This window comes from Nodosilinea sp. LEGE 06152, from assembly GCF_015207525.1.
Classification (GTDB): Bacteria; Cyanobacteriota; Cyanobacteriia; order Phormidesmidales; family Phormidesmidaceae; genus Nodosilinea.
In genome coordinates, this window is record NZ_JADEWR010000003.1 from 468159 (window position 1) to 481256 (window position 13098).

General features: G+C 54.0%; 12 protein-coding genes. 6 read left to right on the forward strand and 6 right to left on the reverse strand.

Going from position 1 to position 13098, the window contains the following annotated elements:
* Positions 1-840: 840 nt before the first annotated feature.
* Positions 841-1257 (reverse strand): resolvase, encoded by a 417-nt coding sequence (locus IQ265_RS06915; protein ID WP_228037646.1) that lies wholly within the window; start codon positions 1255-1257, stop codon positions 841-843.
* Between the two features lie 148 nt (positions 1258-1405).
* Between IQ265_RS06915 and IQ265_RS06920 the strand changes: the two genes are divergently transcribed.
* Positions 1406-3373, forward strand: coding sequence for an FAD-dependent oxidoreductase (locus tag IQ265_RS06920; RefSeq protein WP_194051846.1), 1968 nt, complete (start codon positions 1406-1408; stop codon positions 3371-3373).
* Positions 3374-3685: 312 nt separating this feature from the next.
* On the opposite strand, the gene IQ265_RS06925 is transcribed toward IQ265_RS06920, so the two are convergent.
* Together IQ265_RS06925 and IQ265_RS06930 are read right to left on the reverse strand one after the other, a co-directional pair.
* The gene (locus IQ265_RS06925; RefSeq protein ID WP_194051981.1) at positions 3686-4168 is read right to left on the reverse strand and encodes a hypothetical protein; all 483 of its coding nucleotides are present in this window, start codon (positions 4166-4168) and stop codon (positions 3686-3688) included.
* Positions 4169-4263: 95 nt separating this feature from the next.
* Positions 4264-4827 carry a hypothetical protein gene (locus IQ265_RS06930; protein WP_194051848.1) on the reverse strand — a complete coding sequence of 188 codons (564 nt, stop codon included), beginning with the start codon at positions 4825-4827 and terminating at the stop codon, positions 4264-4266.
* 536 nt (positions 4828-5363) lie between these two features.
* Here IQ265_RS06930 and IQ265_RS06935 point away from each other — a divergent pair.
* Positions 5364-6536, forward strand: coding sequence for a histidine kinase (locus IQ265_RS06935; RefSeq protein ID WP_194051850.1), 1173 nt, complete (start codon positions 5364-5366; stop codon positions 6534-6536).
* A 70-nt stretch (positions 6537-6606) separates the two neighbouring features.
* Entirely contained in the window at positions 6607-7527 is a 921-nt protein-coding gene (locus IQ265_RS06940; protein ID WP_194051852.1) for a YihY/virulence factor BrkB family protein, read from the forward strand.
* 63 nt (positions 7528-7590) lie between these two features.
* Here the strand turns inward: IQ265_RS06940 and IQ265_RS06945 are convergent, their stop codons facing one another.
* Positions 7591-7779, reverse strand: coding sequence for a hypothetical protein (locus tag IQ265_RS06945; protein ID WP_194051854.1), 189 nt, complete (start codon positions 7777-7779; stop codon positions 7591-7593).
* Between the two features lie 313 nt (positions 7780-8092).
* Here IQ265_RS06945 and IQ265_RS06950 point away from each other — a divergent pair, with 313 nt between their 5' ends.
* Together IQ265_RS06950 and IQ265_RS06955 are read left to right on the forward strand one after the other, a co-directional pair.
* The gene (locus IQ265_RS06950) at positions 8093-8683 is read left to right on the forward strand and encodes an SRPBCC family protein (RefSeq protein ID WP_347404922.1); all 591 of its coding nucleotides are present in this window, start codon (positions 8093-8095) and stop codon (positions 8681-8683) included.
* A complete protein-coding gene (locus tag IQ265_RS06955; RefSeq protein ID WP_194051856.1) occupies positions 8659-8829 on the forward strand; it encodes a hypothetical protein in 171 nt (56 codons plus the stop codon). The genes IQ265_RS06950 and IQ265_RS06955 overlap by 25 nt, the downstream gene beginning before the upstream one ends.
* Positions 8830-8833: 4 nt before the next feature.
* Here IQ265_RS06955 and IQ265_RS06960 read toward each other — a convergent pair whose 3' ends face one another.
* Complete coding sequence (locus IQ265_RS06960; RefSeq protein ID WP_035993818.1) at positions 8834-9025, reverse strand: hypothetical protein; 192 nt, start codon at positions 9023-9025, stop codon at positions 8834-8836.
* A gap of 180 nt (positions 9026-9205) precedes the next feature.
* On the opposite strand from IQ265_RS06960, the gene IQ265_RS06965 reads away from it, so the two are divergent.
* Entirely contained in the window at positions 9206-9871 is a 666-nt protein-coding gene (locus IQ265_RS06965; protein WP_194051985.1) for a class I SAM-dependent methyltransferase, read from the forward strand.
* A gap of 78 nt (positions 9872-9949) precedes the next feature.
* On the opposite strand, the gene IQ265_RS28545 is transcribed toward IQ265_RS06965, so the two are convergent.
* Positions 9950-13072, reverse strand: a complete 3123-nt coding sequence (locus IQ265_RS28545) for a C1 family peptidase (protein ID WP_228037648.1) — start codon at positions 13070-13072, stop codon at positions 9950-9952.
* Between the last annotated feature and the right edge of the window lie 26 nt (positions 13073-13098).

Below are 13098 nucleotides of genomic sequence, written 5' to 3' on the forward strand. Positions count from 1 at the left end.
GAAACAGCGGCCAGGCTCTAGCAAGTGCCCTTCCGACATAGTATTCTACGGGGCGATGACTCATTTTCCGCAAGGTTTAGGCCACAGCCCTGGGGGTTAGGCGATCGCGGAGAAGAGGCTGAAGCTGTGCCCGCGCTTGAGCTCTGCTTTAGGTCAATGGCTCGATCACTGGGTTTCCAATGGGTTAGGTGGCTTAACGCCCCGCCGAAGCAGGTACCGCAAAGGCCGGGGGCTGTTCGAGATTGGCTGTGGCCGATGAAAAATGGGCGACTATAAACAGCGGCAACGTTAGCGTCAATACCGCGATTAACACACCCAATACGCTCGATGAAGGACTAGGAGGTTCCCCCGCAGGGGTGTCAGGTTGACTAGCAGAATCCATACATGCAGTTACAGAAATCAACAAGGGATCGCAGTTTGAGGTTGAGGCAGAGCCACAAAAGCCCAAACAATCCCGCATATCCAACCGTCATCGGTAGGCCTCGGCTGAGGCTACCGCTATCGTGCGCTCTTCATGGACGAGATTATCGACGACAATGAGGCGGAAAATAGTTCCATCACGACCATAATGCAAGGTTATAGCAATCAATCCATGACGTTGATCACCCCCAGGGCTTAACTTATGGCTAAATTTAGCCTACAGGTTTAAACCACTTCTGACTTTAGCATTCCCGACCGTTTGCAGGAGTTACGGATATTACGCCGCAGAAGGGACATAGGGGAGGAGGAGGGGAAGGATAAGAAAGGTGAGAAATATGAGGTTTTGACGGGTGAACCGTCAGAAACAGCCTAAATCGCTCCTCATTCCCTATCTCCTCGTCGAATCATCCTCCTAGCGCCTCACCCCTGCTTCCCCTGCCGCTCCAGCAGCTCGCGGATTGCTCGCAGTTCTTGCAGCATCTGCCGCATCAGGTCGTGGGTGAGGGTTTCTTCGGGCGGCTGTACCTGAATGGTGGGGTGCAGGCCTAGCACTTCTTCGGCAAACCGACGTACCTCTTGGGGACGAAACTCCAGGGGGGCGTCTTTGTCGCGGCGCACTTCCGGGTTGAGCTTGGTTTGGTCGTAAGGGGGGTTGAGAACGTCGGGGTCGGTGTTGGCGTAGCGGTACACCGAGGCCCGCGATCGATTGAGGTATTTTTGCACCGCTTCTACCGATAAGAGCGACGTTGTCTCTGCCGCAGCTGCGCTACCGGAGGAGGCATAGGGCACCGAATCGGCCGTGGAGGGGGGAGGAGCAAAGGTCGGGTCGGGAATCATAGGGCCAGGCCATAGCAAATCTGTGGCTACTCTACCAGGTTCATTTAACCTGGTGCGGCCTGTAACAGAGCATGCCAAAGGGCGATCGCAGGTAGAGAAGGTGTGCTAAAACCTTGGCAGTGTCAACTAGATTTGGGTAGGACTTGGTGTGAAGGGCGATCGCAGACAAATTCAGCGACACAGTCGAGGGCAACGGCGCTACAGGTGGCGTTATCTATCGGGGCTGGCCGCCGCCATGTTTGGCGTGGGGGCCGTCGCCGGGCTCAGCGCCTCTCGCTGGTCGCCCACCCCCTCGCCTGGGGCAGGCGGTGAAATTACACCCGCCCTCAAGCTGCGGCGTGTGCCCCAGCCCCTGGCCTTTAACGGCCGTCCTCAGATCGACCCTCTGCCCCAGTTCGAGGAAGTCTGGGAATGCCAGGTAGCCGTGGTAGGAGGCTCGCTGGGGGGCGTAGCCGCCGCGGCCCACGCCATGGCCAATGGCGCTACCACCTGCCTGATTGAAGTTGCTCCGTGGCTGGGGGGCCAGGTCAGCTCCCAGGGGGTATCAGCGCTAGACGAGTCGCTGAGAATGCGCCAGGCCAACAACCTTTCCCCCAGCTGGCAGCGGTTTCGCCAGATTATCAAACAGCAGGTGGCCGCGCTACCCAGCTGGAGCCCCAGCGGTACCTCGCGATCGGTTGCCGACATCAACAGCTGTTGGGTTGGTACCCTGTGTTTTCCACCCGAGGTAGGGGCCAAGGCCGCTGAGCAGTTTTTAGCCGATACCAAGCCCAGCGCTCCGGCCAGCCGATGGGCTGCCATGACCGCCTTTAAAGGAGCTGAGTTCGACTCCACAGGTCGCCGCATCACAGCGGTATACGGGGTGCGACGGATTCCCAAAGATCCTGCCTATAAACCCAAGGGGCGGCTGTCTGAGGAGCTAGCCGACTGGTACAGCTGGTCACCTACGGCCCAGTTTGACCGCGTGTCTGTTAAGCTGCAGGCCCCTCCCGGTCAGCGCATGATTGTGATTGACGCTACCGATACCGGGGAGCTGGTGGCCTGGGCCAAGGTGCCCTACCGCCTAGGGTCTGAGTCAAAGGCGACCACTGGCGAGCCCAATGCCGCCGCCTTCGACAACCCCGACTGTACCCAGGCCTTTACCTACCCGTTTGCGATCGGCATTCACAACGACGGCGGCGATAGCCTAGCGGCGCTGTCGCGGCTCCAGCCCACCTACGCCCTCCACGAATACGAGTCCACCTTTGACCTAGAAGGGTTTCCGTTTTTTGCGGGCAAGAGCGTGTTTAACTACCGGCGCATCGTCAGCCAGACGCGCGGCAACCCCTACACCAGCGCCCCGGCCCCCGGCGATATCTCCATGATCAACTGGAACCGGGGCAACGACTGGAACTGGGTGGACACACCCCTGGTGCTCAACGCCGCCGCCTTAGAAGCCTCTGGGCAACACCAAAACTGGATGGGGGGCCTGTCGCAGTCGGCCCTTAAATTTGGCGAAGAAAACGCCCTCACCTTTGCTCGCTGGCTACTTGAAACTCAGTCTGGTCCAGACTATCCCTTAGCCTATCTCTACGGAGACGAAAGCCCCATGGGCACGCGCTCAGGGCTCAGTATGGTGCCTTATTTTCGCGAAGGCCGCCGAATCGTGGGCCGCGCGGCCTACGGCCAAGACGAGTTTATGATTCGTGAGAACGATCTCCGCTACGACTTTCCTGGCCAGCGGAACTTTAGTCCTACCGCCGTGGGTCTCACCCACTACGCGATCGATATTCACGGCTGTCGCTACCGCAACTGGTTGCCCTCGGGAGAATCGGTAAGCGCTCCGGCCCAGGAGCCTCGCGTCAAACCGGTGCAAATTCCGTTAGAGAGCCTGATTCCCCAGGGCGTCGACAACGTGCTCATGGGTGGTAAGGCCATGGCCACGACCCACATTGCCAATGCGTCCACCCGCGTTCACTACGGTGAGTGGCAGGCGGGGGCTGCAGCAGGGGTAACGGCTGGCTGGCTGGTGTCTCCCAATACCCCCGTTAGCGACCCAGCGGAGGTGATCCCCAGCGGCTATATGGGAGTGTTGCAGGAGACGATGAGGCTTCAGGGACTCAGAACCGGCTGGTAGCAGTGGGGTACTATAGCGGTGGCTAGGTCGCTCGGGACAACGGTAACCGCCAATGGCGAAAGCTCGGGCAGCGACCTGGCGTATAGCCATCGCTTCAGAAACTCCGGCATGTCCTAACCCTCCTGGCGATGGCTAGAACTGATCCCCAAGTTTGGCGGCGGTCATTACAACTGCTCCTGAATCCGCCTTCTAGACCCGGTTGGGCTGGGCAAACACCGTATGCCCCCAGGCAGACCACTTGGTTGGAATCAGGGTGATGTGATTTGAATTTGTTGTGAGAGCTACAGGACGTAGGCAACTCCAGGCTAAAGTCTAGCCCATTTCTGAAGGCATGTTGAACAAGGCGAATACCTGGCGGCAGCAGCGGCGCAGCCGTTCTCGACCGGTCGGGTCGGGGGTAACATCGCCGGAGAAGGCCCAGTTGTCGATAGTGGACAGTGTCCAGCGTTTGCCACGGTGGTCGAAGCCAGCTAGGTCAAGGCCAATGACGCGACAATTGGCGGAGGGCTCCCTTCGGGAATCACCCCTTTGGCAAGTTTGGCTATCCCCTGCATCGGGGTCGGTGTACAGGCGAATCTGCACCAGCAGGCTGCGGCACTGAAACAACCGACTGACTCCAGGGAAGTGAAACCCCAGATCGATCGAGTCAGGATCAACTAGATCACGAGTATCGGGATCGTTAGCCCAGGGCTTGAGATCGGCCCGCAGGTCGGGCAACTCTGCTTTGAAAAGGCCCACCACGGCGGCTATTTTGCTGGCGAACTCGATACTGTTAGCCTGTTCTGCTGCGTTCACGCGACCTGCAACGGTAATAAAGGAGCTATAAGCATAGACTAGCGCTCCTGGCTGAACCGTCAACTGGGTAACGCCTAACCCAAGTTGCTCTGGGTTTACTCTGGAGCCACAGCTGCGCGGCAGGTTTCGAGCATGCGATGGTCGTTATCACTAACGGTATCGATGGCAAAGAAGCCGTCTAGCCCAAAGGGAGCTATATCTCCCACTGCGCTACTGGAGGCCACAGCAGGTCCGTCGGCCAGAGCCAGGCTGTAGGGATAGGATTGCTGGTCGTAGCTATTGATGATGGTCATGGCCAACTCGGTGCCTTCTACCTCGCCATAGAAGCAGTCGAAGGATGAGCTGGGGTAATACAAAGCGCCATAGACGCGATCGCCTGTGCGCTCAAGTACCACGTAGCCCTGGCCAATTTGGTCGGGCTCAGGCACCTGGCCAAACAGGTAGCGACCCGCCTCGGGCAGTGCGGCAGCGGTTTGCGCCACCGTCGTCTCCGACGCCGATTCTGGAGCGACGCTTTGGGCCTGAGCGGGGACAATAGCCCCTAGGGCCGCTGCCGCTGCCGCACCAACAAACAGGTATGACAGGGAATGGCGATCGCGGTGCTGCCCCTGGCTTAAAAATGGTTTTACCAGGCAGGAAAATAGTTTGGATTGCAACATTTTGATACCCATTCCTTACCCCCTTTCATCCAATGCTTTTGACTTACTAAACAGTTGCGGAGAAAACTACGCGGCGGCGGCAACTCAATGCTCTTTAGCGTTCTCCTGACCCTCGTTCAACCCTTCAACCTCAACCCTCTAAAGGCTTGCTCCACAGGCTTTTCAAGGATTTCACCCTACTTTTTAAATGTAGTAGACCTCGGTAACCTGGCCTATTGCTTTGGCGCGAACCGTAACAACTCTTTTTAGTGGTAGGACGTAGTTTACTAGGCAGTTTACTAACAGGTCGGTTTAACCGCAGTTTTGCGCTCATCCCGTAGGTGATTACGCTTACTGCGCAATGTTTTGCCGCTGGGTCTAGTTTCAGGCCAATGCCCAAAAAGGACATCCTCCTATGGGCCAGCTTGGCAACTGGTTGCGATCGCGCTGGTTCTTCCCTAACCCCGAAAACGGGTTTAGATTGGGCTGTAGAGAGCCTGGTAGTCAAGGTAAAATCAATGAACGGAAACTGGTTTTCAGACTTTTAGGAGATAGTAATGGAGGGTTCCTCCACTTCCTTCGACGATGTTCGGGTGCCCCTCAAGCTGCTGCTGTTTATCGATAAGCGGCCCAGCCTGGCCCGGCAGATGCGCCAGATCAGGCAGTATCTGAAAACCCTGGAAGATCACTTTGAGTTCAACCTAGATGTGGTTGACATTGGCGAGCAGCCCTACCTGGCCGAGCACTACAAGCTAGTGGCCAGTCCTGCGCTGATCAAAATTGCTCCGGCCCCGCAGCAAATGCTGGCCGGTAGCGACATCGTCAACCAGCTGGAGCGATGGTGGCCCAAGTGGCAGCAGGAGCATCTCGACGCCATCAAGCTGGCCGACGCTGCCCCCAATCAGTCGGCCGATCTGCTGACCGAGCAGGAGAACCCCCTCAGCTATTCTGCTGAGCTGATGAAGCTCTCCGATGAAATCTTTCGGCTCAACCAAACCCGCGAAGAACTTGAGGCCCAGCTGCGCTTCAAAGACCGCATCATCGCCATGATGGCCCACGACCTGCGCAACCCGCTGACCGCTGCCTCTATCGCGATCGAAACCCTGGAGCTGGGCTACGCCCCTAACCAGGCCCGCACCCTCACCCTCAAGCCCGAGCTTACTGGCCAGTTGCTCAAGCATGCGAAGACTCAAATTCGAGCTATCAACCGCATGATTACTGACATTCTCAAGGCCGCTCGCGGGGCTTCAATGGAGCTTCAGCTTGTGCCCCAGGAGCTCAATCTATCCGCACTCTGTCTGGAGGTGGTAGACGCGTTTCAAAATCGGCTGCGCGAGAAGCAGCAAGTGATCACTACTGAAATTCCGCAAGATTTGCCGACGGTTTATGCCGACGGCACCCAGGTCAAGCGGGTGATTACCAACCTGCTCGACAATGCGATTAAGTACACACCCCAGCAGGGCAAAGTCGCCATTGTGGCGCTCCACCGCACAACGCAGAAAGTGCAGGTCTCAGTAACCGACACTGGGCCTGGCATTCCGGCCGAGAACCGCGACAAAATTTTTGAGGAAAGCTATCGCCTCCAGCGCGACGTTACCCAGGAGGGCTACGGGCTGGGGCTGGCTCTCTGTCAGCGCATTGTTCGCGCTCACTATGGCCAAATCTGGGTTGACTCGTCCCCAGGCGAAGGCAGCTCTTTCTATTTTACTCTCCCGGTTTATCGCGCCTAGTTTGTCGCGCCTGGTTTGTCGCGCCTAGGAGCCATCACCTAAAGCCCTTGCCTATGGCAAGATAGGGGCCATGATTAAGCGGTTTTTGAATTACCTTAGTCCGGCCGTTTGGGCCAGTACGGTGGCCCTCTACGGCAACGGTCGGCTCTGGCGAGAGGTGTGGCTACAGGCGGCGCGATCGCGCTGGGCTGAGGTGGCGGCGGCGATCGCATTTCTTTGGCTGCTGGGGCTACTGGGGCTCAGCTTTGTGCTGCTGCACCTGGAGCAACATCAGGCCCTGCCACTGCCCTTGGGGGCGGAGCACCTGGCCCAGGGGCTGCAAACCAGCCCTGCGATCGCCCCTGTAGACGCCAATGTCAACCTGCTCGGCCGCTGGGGGCTCGGCCTGCTGGGTCTGGGAGCATGGCTGTGCCTGGTAGCCGGTAGTCAAAAGCTAATTCAGCTGGTGGCCATTGCCTACGACGGCGGCTCGCCTCGGCCTGTAAACTGGCGCACCCGACTCTTGCCCTGGGGGGTGACGCTTCTGGGCTTGGCGCTAGCGGGGCTGGTCTTTAGCCTGACCAAAGGAGCGGCTGGGCCTCAACCTGGACTAGCCGCACAAGTCGGGCGGCTGGGTCGATGGGCGATCGCCCTAGCCAGTATCGCCTTGGGGTTGGCCGTGGTCTATCGCCTAGCCCCCCGACGCTGGGCACCGGGTCTACCCCTGTGGCCCGGCGTTAGACTGGTGCTGCTGCTGGGGCTAGTTGGGCTGGGGCTGCGGCACTGGGGGTTAGCCTGGCTGGCTGGCCAAGAGCTAGCCTACGGGTTACTGCTGGCCCTCGGCCTCAACTTGGGGGCGCTCTATGGGCTAATTTTGCTTGTGCCCGTGGGGGCGCAGGTCAATCTCAGCGCCCTGCGCCACCGGGGCATAGCTAGCCGCCCCTGGGGAATGCCACCATCGCCTCCATCGCCCCCGTCATTCGAATCGTTCAAAATTAATCGCCGCGACTGAGGGGGCCGTTGGGGGCTGAGTCTAGACGTGAATGGGGGCTGGCGCTGGCCCGCCGACCATCTGCTAGCGAATCCGCTGTAGGCTGCTGACGATGCCCAAACCAAAGCAAACCAAAATTAGCAGCCAGATCACTAGACCCGGCAAAAAGGCCAGCACCGACAGACCGCGCAAGACCCACAAAATGGCCGTTAGCCCTAGGGCAGCCAAAAATACTTTGGTCAGCGGTTGCAGCGGGTAGCGACGACGACCCATAGCAGCAATGTCTCCATTTATAAAGCTTTCAATGGGTTACGGGGGAATACGGATGGCCCTTGGTAAAAGCACCGTAATGATACTACCGCTTCTCCCCGCCTCAGAACTGTCTGGCATTTAATAGAAAAACCAGCGGCACAGCGGTAGCATTGGCCCACTAACCCAGCGTTACCACGGTAGCAAGTTAGGCGGCCGATGGTGCTGGGTTCTGCGATCGCTTGGGGGAACCCATCTGTGACTCTTGTCTTCAATAGACTGGTCGTCACGGTCCCCAGCATCGGGATCAGGTCGCGTCCTTAGGAGGAGTAGAGCGGTGGTAGTTAGCAAAGCACGGGTAATCCACGAGTTTAGACCCGCCAACGGTTTTTTAGCCCAGTTTTCTCCCGGCGACCAGATCGCCCTACTGCGGGGAGATGTGTTGCTCAAATCTCAGACTAACCGGGATGGCGGGGCAGTAACAGCCCACATGTACGTGCCCCTAGCGCGGCCGCAAATTTGGCCCCAGGTGACCAACTACAGCTGCTGGACCCAGTATTTTCCTAATATTGTTCATAGCGAAGTGCTCGAGACCGTAAAAACGGCTACCCAGCGCTACCGCCGCCTCTACCAGGTCGGGCGCAAGGGGTTTATGCTGCTCACCGCCCAGGTCGAGATCTACCTCAAGGTGGTCGAGACCACCTGCGAGGCAATTCAGTTTCGCCTAGAGCAGGGCACCTTTTCTCATTTTGCGGCCGATCTGCACCTGCAAGACTTCAGCCAGGGCACCCTGCTGAGCTACTCGGTGCAGGCTGCCCCCACCATTCCAGTCCCGTCTTTTCTCATCGAGCAGGCAATGAAAACTGACCTGCCCGGCAATATGAAGCAGATGAGACAGGTGTTGTGCGCGCGGTATGGTGTGGCATAACAGAGGCGGCGACTTGCGATCGCGAGTCGAACGAGCGGCGCGATTGGCTAATTGACTTGACTAACTCTAGGGCCTATACCGCGATCGCAGCGAGCCTGGTCTATTTCAAAATCTTGCGGTCGCCCCAGAACTGGCTGCCCAACTGAGCTATTAGCTGTAGCGCTCAACAAAAGCCCGCCCCGCCGACATAGCGGCGCTGCTGGTAGTGTAGAACGTGCCATCGCTCAACACGTCCAAATCAGGGTTGACAATCCAACACTGGTAACCGCGATCTTTACTGTGGCTGACGCCAATAATCCATCCGGTCATGGCCGAGATTTGCACCACTGAGTCTGTGTCCATGGCCGTATTCTCCCCTAGGCCTAAGACTTAGCCTCACCCAGGCCCCCCAAGCTGACTGAGTCAAGTGGCCGAGTCAGGTTTAACGCCTGCGGTGCTATGGTAAAGCAGATCTGGGCTAGCCCCGGCAAAACCGCTGACTTTCTTCCTATTTGCCCCGGCCCTCTACCTATTCCTGCGGCAATGAGCAACCAAACCCTCAACCTTGACGATCGCCTCTACCGCTACTTAGTTGAGCACTCGGTACACGAACCTGAGGTACTGACCGCCCTACGCCACGAAACCGCCCAGCACCCCATGGCCCAAATGCAGATTGCCCCCGAGCAAGGGCAGTTTATGGCGCTGCTGGTGCGGCTGTTGGGGGTGACCAAGGCGTTGGAGGTGGGTGTGTTTACGGGCTATAGCGCCCTGCGAGTGGCGCTAGCCATGCCGCCTGAAGGCAAACTTGTGGCCTGCGATGTGAGTGAGGAATATACGGCGATCGCCCGCCGCTACTGGAAAAAAGCCGGAGTTGCCGACAAAATCGACCTACGCATTGCCCCCGCCACCGACACCCTGACCCAGCTAATTGAAGCTGGCGAAGCCAACAGCTTTGACTTCGCCTTTATCGATGCCGACAAAAGCGGTTACCCCACCTACTACGAACTGGCGCTGCAATTGGTTAGACCAGGGGGATTGATTGCTCTAGACAACGTACTATGGTCGGGGCAGGTAGCCGACCCCGCCGTAACCGACAGCCGCACCAATACGCTGCGCCGCCTCAACAACGCGATCCACAACGACGATCGTGTTGTCGCCAGCTTGATACCCATCGCAGATGGCCTCACCCTGGCAATGAAGAAACCCTAAGTACAAAACCGACATTCTGCAGGTTGACAGGGCTAATCAGGAGATAGGCTTGGCGAGCCAGAAAAGCAATAAGACGAGCTAACCAGAACCTCGTGTTCCCCCCGAAGTGCCTGGATCAATGGCTCCTAGACCAAACGCACCTCCATCAAACCACTCTGATTTGAGCAAAGACCACCAGTCTGCGGTTAAACCATCCAGAATATAGTCGTAAGGCATCCAACCATAGCCGCTGTTTCCCCAGTTTGGCCCCCAGGAGTTGCGGATTAAAATGGCCCCTGGCTTTGCCGGTTCGCCATCTGTGCGATCAATATGCTTGTAGTCGTTATAACCAACAGCTACTGCCGCATGTCCTCCCACAACCTGGTCTCGACCGCTGGGATAGGGAATATAACCGCGTCGAAGATTTTTATCCCTGTAGAAAGAACTATAAACAGTGAAACCAAAAATACAGGGTAATCCCGCTGCTAATACTGCCTTAATTTGAAATAGTAATAATTCACGGGAGGCAATTAGATTCTCGTTTGCACCAGTATTAGCTGCATCTAATCGAAAGTATTTAAGAGCCTGATAGCTTTGAGCGTAGGCATAGCAAAAAGCCGGTGGCTCCTCGTTAAAATCTTCAGGATGCCAGGGCCAAGCTTCTTCAGGGGGAACTCCAAATAAAACGAGCGCTTTCATTGTTTGTCGTACTGATGCACCAGTATCATCAATACGATTCATTAGATTTCGTGCTGTCTTGTACACAAACTTAGCAGACAAATTTGTGTACTTCCCGTAGCGTCTTTGGGCAAAATACTCTAAAAGAGCAACCCCCGAAAAAGCAGTACAGGCGTTAACAGTGCCCTGATCTTCAACTGGTGAAAACCAGTAGCTCAGATCAACTAAACTGGGCAAGAAGAAATAATACGAAATTCGAGATTCGCGAATCTCCGCTGATTTTTTTGCTTGAGGTTTTCGATTAGATTTCCTCATTAAGCTCGAACTTATGGGCAATTGCAAAATCGTCGGGTCAAGGAGAGAAGGCTTCACCTCCTGCTCAGAAGCCGAAGATTTGGCAGCAGTAAAACTGCCATCCTGAATTTCGAACATTTCCTTCTTAGTACTTAAAAAAGAAACTAACTCTGCCAATTGGGATTTGTTTATTTGCCTGGCTTCACCAGCTTTGACCTTGCGATCGCTAGCTGCTTGGGCATCAGATTTTACTGGATTAACTTTATACTTAGCTTGAATAATATCCTTCAAAAACCTAAAAAAACAATCATAGGTTTCGATGTCTTTTCTATTCGCAGCGAAGATTTTATCTAAAAAGTCACTTATCGCTGATCCATCTTTTTTATTCAGGTAGGGAAGTTCATCCGACAGAGAAAACAGCTTTGACTGATAAAAGTTTAGAGCTAGGGGTCTCAGAATATTTTTGGCGTCAGATCCCAGCTTTAGGTTTTCTAATTTGCCTTCTAACTGCCTTAGCGTCTTATTAAACCAAGAGTCATCTGCGTTAGGGTCTTCTTTCGTATACCCTAACCATCGTTTACTGAGAAGGGTTGCCAAATCATCGTTCTGATCTGCCATCCCCATTCCCGCACAACTCTCTACATCATACTTCAGAGAATCTTGTAACGACTCCAGGATTAAGGGCCTAAATTTAAGATTTTCATTTTGAACTCGATCAATTTTTGCTAAGGTTTCTTGAAATAGGTCAACAATAGTTTTTCGGATTGATTGAAGTTCTTCAATTTGATCCTGAGTTTGCGGTGAAGTTGACTCAAGCAGTAGTTCTTTGTAGGTTGTCAATGTTGAAGCATATTCTAATTGGTAGAGCTGAAGGCAGCTATCTAGCCTATCAAATCCAGCATTAACAGCTTGCTTATAGTTATCGAAGTTAGCCAGGGGAGAAAGAATTTGAAAGATGGCTGAGATAAAAGGTTCAATAACATGAAACCAGCGATTAAACTGCGTCGCAAAATCGCTTGCTCTGTAGCAAATAAAGCTGTCTTCGATCCCCAAAATTGGTTTGTCAGGCAATATACTGGATTCTATTTCTTCAGTTTTTTTTAGACTGCCTAAACAATCATTAAGAGCCCATTCCAATTCTGTCTGAAGATTTTGAAGTATAGATAGATAATTACCAGGATTTGGCTCGTTTACCGCAGGGGCGATGGCTATGCTAGGATCTGGCACCTCAGCGTTTGAATGTCCGATCTCCGAATTATTGGCTGTTTGGATCTGGGTCAGTTCCCCAGACCTTAAGACCAACATATCTTTTAGTAGATCAAGATTTTCTAGTAAGCTTGCAAGTGGTGCAGAAAAATCCATCTCGGACTGTTGAGGCAACTCCTCTATTTCTCGTCGAAATTCAAGACCAAGATGTTGAATTTTCTCTTTTGCAATGAATTTAAGCTCCGTCTTAATCTTGTTGACATTTTTACTTCTATTTGAATTCACCTCATAGTTCTCGAAGAAGCCTTTGAATATATTAGAGATGCAGTTATCAAACCTTGAGTGCAGCCAGATATAGGTAAGATGCTGAAAGATTTCTCCTAGAACCTCATGAGGAACTATAGAAGACGGGCACAACAAATCAACTCTTTGATAGCTGGTCGAAGCTTTTTCAATTCTTTCTTCGAGTGCCTTATGGGTAATTAAGCCAACAACTCCATCTTGAATCAGGTTATTCTGACCTTGAAAATGCTGAACAATTTTTTCGAGCTGATCATCAAAGGTAGGATTCTGAAGCCATTTGAAACGTGTTTCTTTGTCTCTTAGTTTTTCAAAAATGTATTCGCTGCTAGATTTTTTAGCCGTTTTTTCCTTGCCTTTACTCTTTGAATTTGGAGTAGGAGAGTCATTCAGCTTGTCTTCGTAGAGCCAGCAGAGTGCCTGTTTGAGTTGACTGACTTCTTTCTCTTGAAAGGGGTACCCTTTTTTAAGGACTTTGTAGACCTTGACCTCCGGAAAGCGAGTCTCTCCAAGAATCTTATTAGATATTCCTTTAAGTTTTTCAGAGCCTGCTATATTTTTTTCATGCAGGAGTTCGATCAAATTTTGAGCGACATCCTCGAGATTTTCAATATCTTCACGGGTTAAAATGCGGGTTTTTTTATCTAAAGCAATTCCTAGATTGGGATCGGCAATATCCGGCAAATCAGGAATCCAGCCAAATCCTTTTTTCTGCCAGTGAGCACTTGAGCTAGATTGAGCCATTTTGATTCCTTCTTATGGAGTCTTTA